Raw genomic sequence first — 16,640 nt, forward strand, 5'->3', positions numbered from 1 at the left:
CGGACGAGCGTCGCTACTCCTTTCGGCCTAGTACTGGTAACTGTGAATCATTGCCCGCCCCCTGGCGTACCGGTTTGCATGGCCACAGCAACGATCATCCTCCCGGGTGATCCGCACGGCGCGGCAGGAAGGGAACCAGTGAGCAAGTCCCGGAAGAACCTGAAGTCCCGAAAGACCCGTAGCGGCCTCGTGGCGGGGGTCGCCCTCGCCAGTGTCACCGCGGCTGTCGCCACGTTCGGCGCGGGTGCGGCCAACGCCGCCCAGCAGGGCGAGATCCGTGACGCAGGCGTGGCCAACGCGGTCGGCGGCAGCTACATCGTCGTCCTCAAGCCCACCGCGGTCGGCCAGGGCGTGGCCGCGGCCAACGAGGTCAAGGCGAACGTCGCTTCCAAGGCGCAGGGCCTCACCGGTCAGTACGGCACCACGCTGTCCCGCACGTACGGCTCGGCGCTGAACGGCTTCTCGATCAAGGCCGACGAGGCCGCCGCGAAGCGTCTCGCCGCCGACCCGCAGGTCGCGTACGTCGTCCAGAACAAGACGTTCAAGATCAGCGAGACCCAGGACAACCCGCCGTCGTGGGGCGAGGACCGCGTCGACCAGGCGGACCTGCCGCTCGACAACAAGTACACCTATCCGACGAAGGCCGACAACGTCACCGCCTACGTCATCGACACCGGTGTCCGCGGTTCGCACAAGGACTTCGGTGACCGCGCGGTCGGTGGCAAGGACTTCATCGACAACGACGACACCCCCCAGGACGAGCACGGTCACGGCACGCACGTCGCCGGCACCATCGGCGGCACCGAGCACGGCCTGGCCAAGGGCGTCAAGATCGTCGGCGTCCGGGTGCTGGACGCGAACGGCAGCGGCACCACCGAGGGTGTCGTCGCCGGCGTCGACTGGGTCGCGGCGAACGCCAAGGCCCCGTCGGTCGCCAACATGAGCCTGGGCGGTGGCGCGGACGACGCCCTGGACGAGGCGGTCAAGGGAGCCATCGGCAAGGGTGTGACCTTCGCGCTCGCGGCGGGCAACGAGTCCGCCGACGCCGGCACCACCTCCCCGGCCCGCGTCAAGGAGGCCATCACGGTGGCCGCCAGCGACAAGACCGACAAGCAGGCCAGCTTCTCGAACTACGGTTCGGTCGTGGACCTGTACGCCCCGGGCGTCGACATCACGTCGTCGTGGGGCACCGGTGACGACGCCACCAACACCATCAGCGGCACCTCGATGGCTTCGCCGCACGTCGCCGGCGCCGCCGCGCTGTACCTCTCGGCGCACCCGGACGCCACGCCGGCCCAGGTCTCCGAAGGCCTGGTCGCCGCGGCTGCCGACGGCAAGATCAGCAACCCGACCGGGGGCACCGCGAACAAGCTGCTCCAGGTGAAGTAAAGCCCTATCGGACAGGCTGCCCCCGGCGAACTCCAGGCGCCGGGGGCAGCCATCTGTCCGAGGGACGCCGGACTTGTTACCAACGGGTAAGCTCCAGCCATGGTCCTGCGGAAGAACATCCTGATCACCGGGGCGAGCTCCGGACTCGGCGAAGGAATGGCCAGGCAGTACGCCGCCAGAGGCCGCAATCTGGCGCTGGCCGCCCGCCGCGTCGACCGGCTCGACGCCCTCGCCGCGGAGCTCAAGAAGGCGTATCCCGGCATCACCGTGGTCACCCGGAAGCTGGACGTGAACGACCACGACCAGGTCTTCACCGTCTTCGAGGAGTTCCGTGAGGAACTCGGCTCCCTCGACCGCGTGATCGTGAACGCGGGGCTGGCCAAGGGGCAGCCGATGGGTTCCGGCCGGTTCGACGCCAACCGTCAGACGCTCCAGACGAACTTCCTCGCCGCGGCCGCCCAGATCGAGGCCGCCGTCGGCATCTTCCGGAAACAGAAGGAAGGCCACCTCGTGGTCGTCTCCTCTTTCTCCGCGCTTCGCCCCTTCCCCGGCAACATGACCGCGTACGCCGCGTCGAAGACAGGCGTCTCCGCGCTGGCCGAGGGCACCCGGATCGAGCTGATGAAGACGCCGATCAAGGTCACCCAGCTGCTGCCCGGCTTCATCGAATCGGGGATGAACGAGGACATCTCGAAGATCCCGCTCGCCACCAAGGCCGAACCGGGCGCGCAGGCGATGGTCAAGGCGATCGAATCCGAGTCCGCCAAGGCGTTCGTGCCGTCGTGGCCGTGGACGCTGCTCGCGAAGGTGTTCCGGTTCGTGCCGGTGTCGGTGCTGAAGAAGTTCGCATGACCCTGGCCGCGGACAAGACCGTCGAGGTGCGCGGCGAGGACGCGTTCGATCCCGGCGCGGTGCACGCTTGGCTGGCCGAGCGAGTGCCCGGGCTCGGCGACACGCCGCCCGAGGTGCGCCAGTTCCCGGGCGGCGCCTCGAATCTCACGTACCTGCTGACCTATCCGGACCGGGAACTGATCCTGCGTCGCCCGCCCCTCGGGCACAAGGCCGCGTCCGCGCACGACATGCGCCGCGAGTTCCGGGTCCAGCAGGCGTTGCGCCCGGTCTTCCCTTACGTGCCCGAGGTCCTCGCCTTCTGCGACGACGAAACCGTGCTCGGCGGCGACTTCTACGTGATGGAACGCCTTGAGGGCCTGATCCTGCGCGGTGATCTGCCCGCTGGTTTCGCTTTGTCACCGGAGAGCGCGCGCGAGCTGTGCGGCAAGGTCGTCGACAGGCTGGTCGAGCTGCACGCCGTCGACGTCGAGGCCGCCGGGCTGGCCGATCTCGGCAAGGGCGCCGGGTACGTCGAGCGTCAGGTGCGCGGCTGGTCGGAGCGGTTCCTCAAGGCGCGCACGGACAACGTCCCGGACTGCGCCGAGGTGATGGCGTGGCTCAAGGAGAACCAGCCGCCCGAGGTGAAGATCTGCCTGATCCACAACGACTACCGGCTCGACAACCTGGTGCTCGACGACGACCTCGGCATCATCGGCGTCCTCGACTGGGAGATGGCGACCCTCGGCGATCCGCTGATGGAACTCGGCAGCACCCTCGCGTACTGGGTGCAGGACGACGATGACGACGTCATGAAGCTCAGCCGCCGCCAGCCGACGCACGTGCCCGGGATGTACACGCGTGAGGAATTCGTCCGGCGGTACGCGGAGCGGTCCGGTCTCGCGATCGGCGACTGGACGTTCTACGAGGTGTACGGCCTGTTCCGGCTCGCGGTGGTGATCCAGCAGATCTACTACCGGTTCCACGAAGGACAGACGACCAACCCGGCGCTGAAGGATCTCTGGCAGTTCGTCGGCTACCTCGACGGGCGCTGCCGCCGGATCATCGGAGGAGGACGCGCGTAGATGGGTGCGATCTACCTGGTCCGGCACGGACAGGCGTCGTTCGGCGCGGAGAATTACGACCAGCTCTCGCCGCGCGGCTTCGAGCAGTCCACTGTGGTCGGTGAGGAACTGCTGCGACGCGGTGTCGAGTTTTCCCAGGCGCGGTCGGGTTCCCTCGCCCGCCAACGGGACACGGCCGCGACGGCGTTGAAGGTGCTCGGCTCCGGCATCGCCGTCGTCGAGGACGAACGCTGGAACGAGTACGACCACGTCGACATCGCGAAGCATCACGCGGGCGGCGCACGGCAGAACGATTCGCGGGCGTATCAGTCCGCTTTGGACAGTGCGCTGAGCTCCTGGGTCTCCGCGGGAGCTTCCGGCCCGTGCGCCGAGACCTGGCCCCAGTTCCTGGAGCGGGTCAAGGGCGCGCTGGCCGACGTCGTGGCGTCGCTGGGCAAGGGCGAACACGCCGTCGTGTTCAGCTCCGGTGGCGTGATCGCGACGGCCTGCGGCGCGCTCATGGGCACGCCCGAGGCCGGGCTGCTGAAACTGAACCGGGTCACGGTCAACGCGGGCATCACCAAACTGGTGTCCGGCCGCGGCGGCGTGACCTTGTTGTCGTTCAACGAACATCCGCATTTCGAGGCGGAAGCCGCGGAACTGCTCACCTACCGCTAGGAGACACGCGATGGCGTTCGGCGAGGTCACGGTCATCCCGGTCAACGGGCACGGCCCCGAGGACGTCCTGGTCGACGACCAGGACCGGATCTACACCGGCGTCGACGACGGGCGGATCCTGCGCGTCTCGCCGGACGGCAAGCGGATCGACGTCCTCGGCGACACCGGAGGGCGCCCGCTGGGGCTGGAGTTCTTCGGTGACGACCTCCTGATCTGCGACGCCAAGGCGGGGCTGCTCACGATGCCACTGGACGGCGGCGCCGTCACCACGCTGGCGACGTCCGCGGTGGGGCTGGACTTCGTGTTCTGCAACAACGCCGCCGTGGCCGCCGACGGGACCGTGTACTTCACCGACTCGTCGCGGCGCTTCGGCATCGAGAAATGGCGCGACGACCTGATCGAGCAGACCGGCGGCGGTCGTCTGCTGAGGCGGACGCCCGACGGGAAGATCGACCAGCTCGCCGACGGTTTCCAGTTCGCCAACGGCGTCGCGCTGCCGCCCGACGAGTCCTATGTGGCCGTCGCCGAGACCGGTGCCTACCGGGTCTCGCGCGTGTGGCTCACGGGCGCGAAGGCGGGCACGCGGGACTACCTCGTCGACGACCTGTGGGGGTATCCCGACAACATCTCGACCGGCAGCGACGGGCTGATCTGGATCACCGTGGCCAGCCCGAAGGTGCCCGCGCTGTCCGTGGTGCAGAAGCTCCCCGCGCCGCTGCGGGCCGGTGTCCGGGCGCTGCCGACCGCCCTGCAGCCCGCACCCGCGAGGGAGTGCGGGGTGCGCGGGGTGACCCCGGACGGGAAGCAGGTCCACGAACTGCGCGGGGAGATCGACGGGTTCCATGTGCTCGTCGGGGTCCGCGAACGGGCCGGGACGCTCTACTTCGGTTCGTTGGAGGACAACGCGATCGCCGTGACGTCAGTCTAGGCAGAATTCGTTCCCCTCGGGGTCCTGCATCACGATGAACCCGAGGCTCAGCGGCTGCTCGGGCTCGAAGCGCTGGATCCGCTTCGCCCCCAGGGCGACGAGCCTGTCGCATTCGGCTTCGAACGCCGCCATGCGTTCGTCCCCTTCGAGACCGGGCGCGGCCCGGATGTCGAGGTGGACGCGGTTCTTGGCGATCTTGTCCTCCGGGACCTGCTGGAAGAAGATCTTCGGCCCCACACCTTGCGGGTCTTCGAGGGCGGAGCGGGTGTTGCGCTGATCCTCGGGAACGCCGACACGTTCGAGGAACTCGTCCCACGCGTCCAGCGGGTCGGTGCCTTCGGGCACCTCGACCCCGGGCGGGCCGGGGTGGACGTAGCCCAGGGCCTCTCGCCAGAAGAGGGAGAGGGCTTTCGGGTCGCGGGCGTCGAAGCTGACCTGGAATTCGCGGCTCTTGCGGTTCATGGGACCACCCTGACACGCCTAGCGGACAGGGTCGGTCCGCTATCTCTGACACGATGGGGGCGTGGAGGACGAGCGAGGGACGACCGAGCGGGTGCTGACCCTGCTCGGGCTGCTCCAGCAGCGCGCGGTGTGGACCGGCCCCGAACTGGGCGCCCGGCTCGGCGTCACCCCGCGCACGATCCGGCGGGACGTCGAGCGGCTGCGCGCGCTCGGGTATCCGGTGCAGGCCAGCAACGGTGTCGGCGGTGGCTACCAGCTCGGCCCCGGCCACGACATGCCGCCGCTGCTGCTGGACGACGAGGAGGCGATCGCCACCGCGGTCTCGCTGCTCGCCGGCGCGGGCAACGGTGAGGCGGCGCTGCGGGCGCTGACGAAACTCGACCGGGTGCTCCCGACCAGGCTGCGGCACGAGGTGCGCGCGCTGTCCGGCTCGATCGTGGCCTTCAACGGAAGCCGCGCGCCGATCGACCCCGACGTCCTCATGACGCTGGCCCGCGCTTGCCGCGACGAGGTCGAGGCGGGCTTCGGGTATCCGTCCTCCGGTGTGGTCGCTTCTCGGCGGGTGGAGCCGTACCGCTTGGTGGCTTCCGGGCCGCGGTGGTATCTACTGGCTTTCGACCTCGACCGCGACGACTGGCGCACTTTCCGCGTCGACAAGATGACCGAGGTTTCCGCGCGGTCCTGGCGTTTCCGTCCGCGTCCGGCGCCTGACGCGGCGGCGTATGTGCAGGAGAACGTGGCCAGCCGGGTCTATCGGCATCAGGCGCGGTTCCTGGTGCACGCGCCTGCTTCCGTTGTGCGGGCGCAGATTCCGGCTTCGGCGGCTGTGGTTCGGGATCGTGGGCGTGCGCGGTGCGAGGTGTTGAGCGGAGCCGGGGATCTCGATTTCCTGCTGATGCATGTGGTGTTACTGGGGCATTCGTTCGAGGTGATCGAGCCGGTGGAACTGGGGGAGCGGTGCCGGGTCTTGGCCGAACGCCTGCTTTCGGCTGGGGTTCCCCGCAATTAGTCGACTGATTGTGGGGCTTGGGTTGCTTGGTGGGGTGGCTTCTTCTGTGTTGTGCTTTCGGCTTCTTCGTAATTAGGGGTCGTAACAGAATGATCTTGGGGTGTGGTTTGATGCTGTGTCTCGGTGTTCGCCGCTGGGTCGTCGAGGGCGCCTTCGCCCTGCTGCACTGGTTCCGGCGTCTACGCATCCGCTGGGAAATCCGTGAGACCTCCACGAAGCGTTCCTCACCCCTCGACTGCGCCATCATCTGCTGGCGCGGACTCAATCTTTTAGGACCCCTTAGTCGACCAAATGCAGCCGATTCACCCACCAGTGGGAAATGTGCGGGTTTGCGGTGACGTAAAATTACGAACACATGTTCGAGAATAGGTGTATTATGGAGGAGTGTCCGAGACCTTCCTTCCCGAACTCCCGCAGGAGTTGTGGCGTGCCGGCAAGCTGGAGCTTGCTCATGGCGTGCAGCAGTTCCTGCAGCTGATGCGGGTCGCCTCCGCCGCTCTGGGGCAATTTCTGGCGGAGGTCGAGTCTCGGGGCTCGAAAGACTTGTATGGCTATGGGTCGACGGCGGCGTGGTTCGCCGATGTGGCTGGACTGTCCCGGGGCGAGGCGCGGTCGGTGGTGAAGCGGGCGATCGCCTTGAACCCCACCCGCAATCTCGATGGGACAGAGGTTCCGGCGTTCGCCCCCACCACTGGCGCGGCGGCTGCTGAAGGTGTGCTCGGGGACGAGCGGATCGACCAGATACTGGAGATCTTGGGGAGACTCCCGTCTGACACGGCGGCCGAGGATCGGGCCACTGCGGAGAAGATCCTCGGGAACCTGGGCCGTGGTGCGGGGCCTCGGCAGCTGGTGAATGCAGAGACGCAGCTACTTGGCTGGCTAGATCCCGACGGGAATGAGCCGAAAGAACCCGAGCCGAAGCAGCCGCGCCGGGAAGTGACCCTGGAACGCCGCCGGGATGGGTTCTGGAAACTGACCGGCCTGCTGGATGACGAGCTGGGGGCTCGGACCGCGGCCGCGCCGGAGGCGTATGCGAAGCCGCGCCCGGTGGACGAGTTCGGCCGGGCTGACTTGCGGATGAAATGCGAACGTCAGGGCGACGCGTGGGCCGAACTACTCGACCTGGCCATCGCGTGTCCTGATCAGCCTGGCACCAGCGGGTATCGGACCTTGGTGCATGTCACGATCGGTCTGGAAGAGCTGAAGTCCGGGATCGGGAAAGCTTGCCTCGACTTCGTCGGGACCATGACCGCCCGCGACGCGCGGATGGCCGCCTGCGACTGCCTCATGCTCCCCGTCGTCATGAACGCCGCCGGAGAACCACTCGATGTGGGGCGGCTGAGACGCTTCGTCACCTCAGGACAGAGACGCGCGTTGAACATCCGTGACCGGGGCTGTGCGTTCCCGGGGTGTCATCGGAAACCGAAGAACTGTCACGCCCACCATATTCATCACTGGGCAGACGGCGGCCCGACTGATCTCCGGAACCTGGTGCTGCTGTGCGGTTTTCATCACCGGCTGATCCATCACGGTGACTGGCACGTCCGCATGGCAGCCGACGGACTACCGGGGTTCATCCCACCCCAGTATTTGGACCCGCTACAACGAATCCGGCGCAACACCCTCCACCGCGCTTAACCCTCGCATGACCCGAGGAGCCCGCCGCCAACCCGGTGACGGGCCCTCGGCATGCCTATGAGCAGGTCGGGAGTGCGGTGTTCGTCGCCGCTCCAAGACCAACCGCCCGAGCCGGACGTCAAGGGGGTGTTCCGTGAGGGCCTGGCGGACTCACATGGTGGTGGCGACACGCATTGTTCGTTGGCCTGGACGTAGTGCTTCGGGGCCGTCGGCTGGGATGTACCAGCCGAGGGTTTCGCGGGGGCGGCCGTCGAGTTCGGAGGCGACCCGGGCGACGTCGGCTGGAGGTGTGCAGAGTGTGGATGATGCCGGTCATCGCGGTGGCGGCGTCGCGTCCGTGGGGGCAGGTGCGGCAGCACCACGAACAGGATCAGGTCGCCTTCCCAGTGCCCGGGGACGGCGCGGTCGGCGGCCTCGGCGAGTCGTCGCTGATGTCGACCAAGTCCTTGATTCCGTCAGCGGCCCCGGCCCTGGACGTAAAGCGCTTGGTAGATCGTTTCGTGTGACGCCGGAATCTCCGGCCGGCCTTGGTCCGATGCCCGCCGGGCAGAGCCGGCAGCACGGTCACGGTGCCGTACGGGCCCACCGCAGCGCCTGTCCCCCGAGCCTCGCCGATGCAGCGTGGTGATCCTGCCGTCAGGGTTCCATCGGACGGGATGGTGCCTGGCGTCGATGGCCCGCGCCGGCAAGAACTTTCCCCGCACCACGTGAACCCCTCCCGAGTCGCCCGAGTGCGCCGATCTCCGGAATATGGCGAAGCCCGCTCATCGGCCGGTCCACCGCGGCGAGCGTCCGGCAGTCCAGGCCGCATAGAACTCCCCGTGGTCCTTGGCGGTCATCAGCAGAGCCTGCGTGATCGCTTCCAGCTCGATGGAACTCCCCAGATCCATGTCCAGTTCCCGCGTCAGCAGCACCTTCGTCGTCCCGTACGCCAGCGCCGGGCCATCGGCCAATCGCCGCGCCAAAGCGGAAGCGGAAGCGGCCAACTCATCGTCGGGAACGACCTGCGAAGCCAGCCCGATCGCTTCGGCCCGCGCGGCATCGATCTTGTCGCCCAGCATCAGCAATTCCGTCGCGCGCCCCAGGCCGACCAGCCGCGGCAGCAGATACGCCGAGCCCATGTCCGCTCCGGCCAAGCCGACCTTCGTGAACAGGAAAGCGAACTTCGCCGACGACGCCAGCAGCCGGAAGTCACTCGCCAGCGCGATCACCGAACCCGCGCCCGCCGCGACACCGTTCACCGCGGCGATCACCGGGATGGGGCATTCACGCAGCGCCTTCACCACCGCGCCGGTCATGCGGGTGAACTCCAGCAGCTCCGCGGACTCCATTTTCTGCAGCTCGCCGATGATCTCTTCGACGTCGCCGCCGGAGCAGAACCCGCGTCCGCGGCCGGTGATGACCAGCACCCGGACGTCGCCGCGGTGCGGCAATTCGGCCAGCAGGTCGCGCAGGTCGGCGTAGATGTCGAAGGTGAGCGCGTTCAGCTTTTCGGGGCGGTCCAAGGTGACCGTGGCGACGCCGTCGTCCACGGTGAACTCGAAATGCTCCCAGTTCGCCGTGATCGGCGGCGTGGCGCGGAACGGGCTCATGACTGGATCCCACCTCCATCGAGGACGAGTGTCTGTCCGTTGATCGCGGCGGCTTCGGCCGCGGCGAAGAAGGTCACCGCGTGGGCGACCTCGTCGGGTTCGAGCAGGCGCCCGAGCGGGGACGCGGCGGCGAGGGCGGCTTCCGCGTCGGCCTCGGCACGGCCGGTGCGTTCCTGGATGCGGGCCACCGAGGCGGCCGTCATGTCCGTGCGCACGAAGGCCGGGCAGACGGCGTTCGCGGTGACGCCGGTGCCGGCGACCTCGGCGGCGGTCGCGCGCATCAGGCCGACGGCGGCGTGTTTCGACGCGGTGTACCCCGCCGTGTAGCGGTAGCCGATATGCGACGCCGTCGAGGCGACGGTGACGATCCGGCCGCTGTCCCGCGACCGCATACCGGGCAGAACCGCCCGTGTACACAGGAAAGCGCCGGTCGCGTTGACCTCGATCTGCGTCCGCCACTGCTCCAGCGACGTCTTCGCCAGCGGCGCGCTCGCGGAGATCCCGGCGTTGTTCACCAGCACGTCCACCGGGCCCAGGCCGTCGAAGTACCGTGCGACGGCGTCCTCGTCGGTGACGTCGCAGTCGGCCCGGCCGGGGGCGTGCACCTTGTCGCCGGCGGCCTGGAACCGGGCGGCGATGGCCGCGCCGATCCCGCGTGTCCCGCCGGTGACGACGACGATCCTGCTCACTCTGCCTCCACCCGGCGCAGCGCGCGCCGATCGAGCTTTCCGTTGGCGGTGCGGGGGAGTTCGGTCACGAACACCACCTCGCGCGGATACTTGTGCTTCGCCAGATGCGCCCGCGCGTGATCCTTCAGTTCTTCGGCGGTCACCGAAGCGCCCTCGGCCAGGACGACGCAGGCGCGCGGGACCACCAGACCGTCGACGGTCGCGCCCAGCACCGCGCAGTCGACGACGGCGGGATGGCCGATGAGACAGTCCTCGATCTCGCTCGGCGCGACGAACACGCCGGACACCTTCAGCAGGTCGTCGGCGCGGCCGTGATGGTGGAAGAACCCGTCGGTGTCGCGGCTGAACAGGTCGCCGGTTCGCAGGGTGTCGCCGTGGAAGGTCCGCGCGGTCTTCTCGGCGTCGCCGTGGTACTCGCGCGCGATGGTCGGACCGGTGACCTCCAGGGTGCCGATCTCGCCGTCCGGCAACGGATCGCCGCTCTCGTCCAGGATCCGCGCGGTGTAGCCGGGGACCTCGCGGCCGAGGCTGCCGACCCGCTGCGCACCGGGCACATTGGACAGATAGATGTGGTACGCCTCCGAGGATCCGATGCCGTCGATCACCGGGACGCCGAACAGGTTGTCCCACTTGCGATGCAGCTCCGAGGGCAGCGCCTCGCCCGCCGACGTCGCCAGCCGTAGTGAACTCATGTCCACAGTGGACGCCGAAGGATGGGCGATCATCGCGCTCATCATGGTCGGCACGTTGACCAGTACCGTCGGCCGGTAGCGCTCGATCAGCGAGAACAGCAGATCGGCGGTGCTGCGCCGGGGGAACACGATCCCGGACGCGCCGACGCCGAACGGGAACAACGCGGTCAGATCCCGAGCGTAGCCGAAGAACAGCTTCGGCACGGCCAGCACGCGGTCGTCCTCGCGGAGGCCGAGCACGCCGAGCGCGTACCGGTCGAAGCTCTCCAGCGCGCTGCGGGCCGGATGCACGCACGCTTTGGGCGAACCGGTGCTGCCGGTGGTGAACTTCCAGATCGCGACGTCGTCCAAAGTGGTCGGCGCGGCTTCCAGCTCGGCCGGCGCCGACGCGGTCAGCGACGTGAACGAGTGTTCGCCGGGCTCCAGTTCGACGTCGCCGACCACCAGCAGGTTCCGCGCCCCGGCTTCGCGCAGCGCGGGCAGCGTCGAGCCGTCCGCGATGACCACGACGGCCTCGGTATAGGCCAGGTAGTACGCGTAATCCTTGGGCTGCAGGAAGGAATAGACCTCGGCGGTCACCGCGCCGATCTTCTGCGCCGCGTACCAGACGGCCACGAACTCGACGCTGTCGTTCAGCGCCAGCAGGACCCGCTGTCCACTTCGGACACCGAGGTCGCGCAGCACGTTCCCGGCGCGGTTCACCAGTGCCGCCAGTTCCGCGTAAGTGACTTCCTCGTCGCCGCACAGCAACGCCGTCCGCGTGCCGGGCAGGCGGTCGACGAAATGGGTCGCCAGATTGAAGGTCATACCAGCTCCCGGATCGCTTCGACCAGGATGTCGGTGAGCACCGAGAAGGTCTTCTCGCCTTCCTCGGCGGTCGCCAGGGCGGGGGTTCCGCAGTAGGCCTCGGTCATCCCCGCCGAGGCGAAGTCCGTGACCCCGCCGCGCGCCAGGTCGACGTGGACCGCGGGCAGCTCACGCTGGACGGCGGCGTCGACGAGGTCCGGCCGGTCGGCGAGCACCAGCGACGTCTCGTACTGCCCGGCGTGACACTCGCCGGAGCGGAACTCGTCGGTGAGCCGGGCCGCGTACCGGCGGCGGACGAGGTCGACGAGACCGACGCCCGCGGTCTCCGCCACTCGCCGCAGCACCGCCAGATGCGCCGGTTCGAAATGGTTGTTGACCAGCAGGATCCGGGTGAGTCCCTGCCCGGCGAGCGCCCCGCAGATGTCGGTGAGCAGCGTGTACAGCGTCTCTTCGCCGATCGAGACGCCGCCCGCGAACCCGGCCGCGAACCGGGTCACCCCGTACGGCACTTCGGGCAGGATCAGCACGCGCACCCCGGGATCACCCGCCAGCCGTGCGGCGGCGCGTTCGCACATCCCGCGCGAGATCAGGGGATCGGTGCCCAGCGGCGCGTGCGGTCCGTGCGGTTCGACGGCGCCCAGCGGCAGGAGCAGCACGGGAACGCGCGCGCCGGACGCGAGCGCGGCCACCTGGGGCGAGCTCAAATCCGCGAAGTACGTCACTCGAATCAAGCTACACCGCAGCGGCCTGGGGTGTATAGAGTTGCGCGCATGCCCGAATCCGCCACGCCCCACGGCGACCCAGGTCCCCAGGAACTGGTGATGACGCTGCTCGGCACGTACGTGTCGCCGCGCGAGAGCCGCCGTGTCTGGTCCGGCGGCCTGGTCGCCGTGCTCGCCGGGCTCGGCTTCTCCGACGGCGCCGCGCGGATCGCGCTGGCCAGGCTCGCCCGCCGCGACCTGCTCGCGCGGCACAAGGCGGGCAGGCTCGTCCACTACTCGCTGACCCGTCGCACGATCGCCCTGCTGGAGGACGGCGACCGCCGGATCTTCACCTTCGGCCGCCGCGAACGCGAGGTCGGGGAGTGGACCGTGCTGTGGCAGAGCATCCCGGAAAGCCGCCGCCAGGCGCGGGAACGGCTCGTGCGCCGCTTGCGCTTCCTCGGCTTCGGCCCGGTGCAGGACGGCACCTGGATCGCGCCGCACGACCGGGAGGCCGAGGTGCTCGCCCTGCTGGCCGAACTCGACGTCTCCGAACACGCCGGGCTGATGCTCGGCAAACCGTCGGCGGGTCTGGACGTCCGGCGGTTCGCCGGCCGGGCCTGGAACCTCGACGGCCTCGCCGCGCGTTACGACGCGTTCGTCCGAGATTTCGGCGGATATTCAGGCGACCTGCCTGACGCCGAGGCGTTCCAGGTCCGAACCTGGCTGACGCACACCTTCCGCGCCTTCCCGTCGCTCGATCCGGAACTCCCGGTCGAGCTGGTGCCCGCTCCGCCGAGCCGGGCGGCCGCGGTCGAGCTGTTCCACGATCTGTATCAGGCGCTGGCCCCGGCGGCGCAACGCCATTTCGATGGAGTGACCGAATCATGAACGAAGACACCCAGGCCGCGTTGAGCTATACGTCCTACCTTTCGCTGGACGAAGTGCTGGACGCGCAGCATCCCCGGTCCGACGAACACGATGAACTGCTCTTCATCGTGATCCACCAAGTGTATGAACTTTGGTTCAAACAAGTTCTCCACGAGGCGCTTTACCTGCAGGAGCAACTCGAAGCGGGTAACACCGCTCACGCCACCCGCACGCTGAGGCGAATCCTGACTATCTTCAAGGTGGTGGTCGCGCAGATCGATGTGCTCGAGACGATGACTCCGAGCCAGTTCACCAGTTTCCGTGCGCGACTCGACGCTTCGAGCGGGTTCCAGTCGGCTCAGTTCCGCGTGCTGGAGGCCGTTCTCGGCCGCCGGGACGAGCGGGTGTTCGCGCATTACCCCGAGGGCGGTGACCAGCGTGCGCAGATCGCGGACGCGATGTCACGGCCGTCGCTCTTCGATTCCTTCACCATTTACCTCGCGGTGAAGGGATACGACGTCCCGACCGGGCGCGATGTCACCAAGCCACTCGAACCCTCTCCGGCGCTCCAAGAGGTTCTGTTGCGGGTCTACCGCGATGACACCGGGCCGTCAGTGGTGGCGGAGCACCTGGTCGATCTGGACGAAGGGATGCAGGAGTGGCGGTATCGGCACGTGAAGATGGTCGAGCGCACCATCGGAGACAAGACCGGGACGGGGGGTTCGTCGGGCGCGCACTATCTGCGTACGACGCTTTTCTCCCCGATGTTCCCGGACCTCTGGGCGGTGCGGAGCAGGCTGTGACGACTCTCGGCGAACTCCGCCGCGACCCCAACGCGCTCGCGGCGCATTACACGGAATTCGGTGTGGCGGACCGGATCCTGCTGACGGGGCACTCGCACCAGGCATGGCCGGACGTCGCCCGCGAAGGTCTTCTCGAAGCCTTCGCGGACGCGGCCGAAGAGGTCGACACCAAGTGGGACCGCGCTTTCGCGAAGGCCGACGAGATGCGGGCCGGGTTCCGGGCACTGCTCGGCGACCCGCGCGGCGACATCGCGCTCGGCGCCAGCACCCACGATCTGGTGATTCGGTTCCTGTCGGCGATGGACCTCCCGCGCCGCCCGCGGCTGGTCACCACCGACGGGGAGTTCCACACGCTCCGCCGCCAGCTGGGCAGGCTGGCCGAGGAAGGCGTCGAGGTCGTCCGCGTCCCCGCGTCGCCGGTCACCACACTGGCCGAACGCGTCGCGGCCGAGGTCACCGAAGACACCGCCGCCGTGCTCGTCTCGGCGGTGCTGTTCGAGACCTCCCGGCTCGTGCCCGGGCTGGCGCACCTCGCCGACGTCTGCCTGGCGAAGTCGGTGAACCTCGTCGTCGACGCCTACCACGCGCTCGGCGCCGTCCCGTTCGCGCTGCACGACCTCGGGCTCACCAACGCCTGGGTGCTCGGCGGCGGCTACAAGTACCTCCAGCTCGGCGAGGGCAACTGCTTCCTGCGGATGCCCGCGCACGCGCAGGAACTGCGTCCGGTCGTCACCGGCTGGTACGCCGAATTCGGCGCGCTCGCGGACGAGCGCCGTCCCGGCCAGATCGCCTACGCGTCCGGATCGGACAGGTTCGCCGGGGCGACCTACGACCCGACGAGCCACTACCGGGGCGCCCGCGTCTTCCGGTTCTTCGCCGAACAGGGCCTCACGCCCGAGTTCCTGCGGGAGGTGTCGCGGCACCAGGTCGGCTTCCTCGCGGAGGGCTTCGACGAGCTCGGGCTGCCCGAAGACGTCATCACCCGCGACCGGGAGACCCCGCTGGACCGCCTCGGCGGCTTCCTGTCGCTGAAGTGCGCCGACGCGGGAGCGCTGCAGGCCGCGCTCGCCGAACGCGGCGTCCGGACCGACAGCCGCGGCGCGTATCTGCGGTTCGGCCCGGCGCCGTATCTGTCGGACGGCCAGCTCGACTCCGCACTTCGCGTCCTGGGCGAGATCGTCCGCTAGGTTTGCGGGTGTGGCACCGTCGCCGCCGGACGACCTTCGTCGGGGACTGTGCCCTGTTCCAGGAACTTCGCACGTGCGCCACAAGCAGCGTGCACTCCACGACAAGGAGTCACCACAGTGACCGAAGTGTTCGGCCAAGGTACCGGCCATGAACAGGTCGTTTTCTGCCAAGACCAGGCCACCGGACTGAAGGCCATCATCGGGATCTATTCGACGGCGCTCGGGCCGTCGCTGGGCGGGACCCGGTTCTACCCCTACGAGTCCGAGGAAGCCGCGCTCGCGGACGTCCTCGCGCTGTCGAAGGGGATGGCCTACAAGAACGCGCTCGCCGGGCTCGACCTCGGTGGCGGCAAGGCCGTCATCATCGGCGACCCCCAGAAGCACAAGACCGAAGCGCTGCTTCGCGCCTTCGGCCGGTTCGTCCAGACGCTGGGCGGCCGCTACATCACCGCCTGCGACGTGGGCACCTACGTGCAGGACATGGACATCGTCGCGCGGGAGTCGGAGTTCGTGACCGGCCGCTCGCCGGAGAACGGCGGCGCCGGCGACTCTTCCGTGCTCACCGCTTTCGGCACCTACCAGGGCATGCGCGCCTCCGCGGACGCCGTCTGGGGCGTCCCGGACCTCGCGGGCCGCAAGGTCGGTGTCGCCGGCGTCGGCAAGGTCGGGCACATCCTCGTCGGGCACCTGATCGAGGCGGGCGCGCAGGTGGTCATCACCGACGTCTCGCCCGCGGCGATCGAACGCACCCGCGCGGCGTACCCCGCCGTCGAGGTCGTCGAGGACCTCGACGCGCTGATCCGCACCGAACTCGACGTCTTCGCGCCGTGCGCGCTGGGCGGGGTGCTCACCGACGAGACCGTCGGCCTGCTCCGCACCAAGATCGTCTGCGGCGCGGCCAACAACCAGCTCGCGCATCCCGGCATCGGCAAGCAGCTCGACGACCGCGGCATCCTCTTCGCACCCGACTACCTGGTCAACGCCGGTGGCGTGATCCAGGTCGACGACGAGCGCCACGGCTTCGACTTCGCGCGGGCCAAGCGCAAGACGACGGCCATCTTCGACACCACCAAGGCGGTGTTCGCGCTGGCCAAGGCCGACGGGGTCCCGCCGTCGACGGCCGCCGACCGGCTGGCCGAGCGGCGGATGACCGAGGTCGGCGGCCTGCGGTCGATCCTGACGGTGTAGCCGGCCCCTCCGAGCGCGTGTCCGTGACCGAAGGTCTGTGAGGGCCGGGGCTTTCCGCACCCGGCCCTCACAGACATATCCATCGAAAGGCGATCATCACCATGACCATCGTCTC

General features: G+C 68.7%; 16 protein-coding genes and 2 pseudogenes. 12 read left to right on the forward strand and 6 right to left on the reverse strand.

The features are described 5' to 3' along the window. Nucleotides 1-138: 138 nt before the first annotated feature. From AB0N89_RS15380 to AB0N89_RS15400, 5 genes are all read left to right on the forward strand, one after another. Entirely contained in the window at nt 139-1,389 is a 1,251-nt protein-coding gene (locus tag AB0N89_RS15380; protein WP_364204763.1) for a S8 family peptidase, read from the forward strand. A gap of 99 nt (nt 1,390-1,488) precedes the next feature. After that, the gene (locus AB0N89_RS15385) at nt 1,489-2,241 is read left to right on the forward strand and encodes an SDR family oxidoreductase (protein WP_364204765.1); all 753 of its coding nucleotides are present in this window, start codon (nt 1,489-1,491) and stop codon (nt 2,239-2,241) included. Then, a complete protein-coding gene (locus AB0N89_RS15390; protein ID WP_364204766.1) occupies nt 2,238-3,302 on the forward strand; it encodes a phosphotransferase family protein in 1,065 nt (354 codons plus the stop codon). The genes AB0N89_RS15385 and AB0N89_RS15390 overlap by 4 nt, the downstream gene beginning before the upstream one ends. Beyond that, nucleotides 3,303-3,959, forward strand: coding sequence for a histidine phosphatase family protein (locus tag AB0N89_RS15395; RefSeq protein ID WP_364204768.1), 657 nt, complete (start codon nt 3,303-3,305; stop codon nt 3,957-3,959). A 10-nt stretch (nt 3,960-3,969) separates the two neighbouring features. Beyond that, on the forward strand, nt 3,970-4,887 hold the full coding sequence (locus AB0N89_RS15400; protein WP_364204770.1) for an SMP-30/gluconolactonase/LRE family protein: 918 nt from the start codon (nt 3,970-3,972) through the stop codon (nt 4,885-4,887). On the opposite strand, the gene AB0N89_RS15405 is transcribed toward AB0N89_RS15400, so the two are convergent. Then, nucleotides 4,879-5,349, reverse strand: a complete 471-nt coding sequence (locus AB0N89_RS15405) for a VOC family protein (protein WP_364204772.1) — start codon at nt 5,347-5,349, stop codon at nt 4,879-4,881. The two genes, AB0N89_RS15400 and AB0N89_RS15405, sit on opposite strands and share 9 nt — an antisense overlap. A 61-nt stretch (nt 5,350-5,410) precedes the next feature. Between AB0N89_RS15405 and AB0N89_RS15410 the strand changes: the two genes are divergently transcribed. The 3 genes and pseudogenes from AB0N89_RS15410 to AB0N89_RS15420 all read left to right on the forward strand — a co-directional run bounded on the left by AB0N89_RS15410 (nt 5,411) and on the right by AB0N89_RS15420 (nt 7,996). Then, nucleotides 5,411-6,358: a YafY family protein gene (locus tag AB0N89_RS15410; protein ID WP_364204773.1), complete on the forward strand. Its 948-nt coding sequence runs from the start codon at nt 5,411-5,413 to the stop codon at nt 6,356-6,358. Nucleotides 6,359-6,477: 119 nt separating this feature from the next. Beyond that, a pseudogene (locus AB0N89_RS15415) lies at nt 6,478-6,641 on the forward strand (IS5/IS1182 family transposase); the annotation flags it as partial. 101 nt (nt 6,642-6,742) lie between these two features. Further along, nucleotides 6,743-7,996: a DUF222 domain-containing protein gene (locus AB0N89_RS15420; RefSeq protein ID WP_364204775.1), complete on the forward strand. Its 1,254-nt coding sequence runs from the start codon at nt 6,743-6,745 to the stop codon at nt 7,994-7,996. Between the two features lie 365 nt (nt 7,997-8,361). On the opposite strand, the pseudogene AB0N89_RS15425 reads toward AB0N89_RS15420, so the two are convergent. From AB0N89_RS15425 to AB0N89_RS15445, 5 genes and pseudogenes are all read right to left on the reverse strand, one after another. Further along, nucleotides 8,362-8,502 (reverse strand): annotated as a pseudogene (locus AB0N89_RS15425) (IS30 family transposase); the annotation flags it as partial. A 258-nt stretch (nt 8,503-8,760) separates the two neighbouring features. Beyond that, the gene (locus AB0N89_RS15430; RefSeq protein ID WP_364204777.1) at nt 8,761-9,588 is read right to left on the reverse strand and encodes an enoyl-CoA hydratase family protein; all 828 of its coding nucleotides are present in this window, start codon (nt 9,586-9,588) and stop codon (nt 8,761-8,763) included. Beyond that, complete coding sequence (locus AB0N89_RS15435) at nt 9,585-10,277, reverse strand: SDR family oxidoreductase (RefSeq protein WP_364204779.1); 693 nt, start codon at nt 10,275-10,277, stop codon at nt 9,585-9,587. Before AB0N89_RS15435 ends, AB0N89_RS15430 begins: the two co-directional genes overlap by 4 nt. Next, nucleotides 10,274-11,776, reverse strand: coding sequence for a benzoate-CoA ligase family protein (locus AB0N89_RS15440; protein WP_364204780.1), 1,503 nt, complete (start codon nt 11,774-11,776; stop codon nt 10,274-10,276). Before AB0N89_RS15440 ends, AB0N89_RS15435 begins: the two co-directional genes overlap by 4 nt. Then, nucleotides 11,773-12,498, reverse strand: coding sequence for a creatininase family protein (locus AB0N89_RS15445; RefSeq protein WP_364204781.1), 726 nt, complete (start codon nt 12,496-12,498; stop codon nt 11,773-11,775). Before AB0N89_RS15445 ends, AB0N89_RS15440 begins: the two co-directional genes overlap by 4 nt. Before the next feature lie 48 nt (nt 12,499-12,546). Between AB0N89_RS15445 and AB0N89_RS15450 the strand changes: the two genes are divergently transcribed. The 4 genes from AB0N89_RS15450 to AB0N89_RS15465 all read left to right on the forward strand — a co-directional run bounded on the left by AB0N89_RS15450 (nt 12,547) and on the right by AB0N89_RS15465 (nt 16,525). Next, complete coding sequence (locus tag AB0N89_RS15450) at nt 12,547-13,368, forward strand: PaaX family transcriptional regulator C-terminal domain-containing protein (protein WP_364204783.1); 822 nt, start codon at nt 12,547-12,549, stop codon at nt 13,366-13,368. Continuing rightward, entirely contained in the window at nt 13,365-14,150 is a 786-nt protein-coding gene (locus tag AB0N89_RS15455; protein ID WP_364204785.1) for a tryptophan 2,3-dioxygenase family protein, read from the forward strand. Before AB0N89_RS15450 ends, AB0N89_RS15455 begins: the two co-directional genes overlap by 4 nt. Then, entirely contained in the window at nt 14,147-15,337 is a 1,191-nt protein-coding gene (locus AB0N89_RS15460; protein ID WP_364204786.1) for a kynureninase, read from the forward strand. Before AB0N89_RS15455 ends, AB0N89_RS15460 begins: the two co-directional genes overlap by 4 nt. 117 nt (nt 15,338-15,454) lie before the next feature. Continuing rightward, nucleotides 15,455-16,525, forward strand: coding sequence for a Glu/Leu/Phe/Val dehydrogenase dimerization domain-containing protein (locus AB0N89_RS15465; protein WP_364204788.1), 1,071 nt, complete (start codon nt 15,455-15,457; stop codon nt 16,523-16,525). The last annotated feature ends 115 nt before the right edge of the window (nt 16,526-16,640 follow it).

This window comes from Amycolatopsis sp. NPDC089917 (genome assembly GCF_040684635.1).
GTDB lineage: Bacteria > Actinomycetota > Actinomycetes > Mycobacteriales > Pseudonocardiaceae > Amycolatopsis.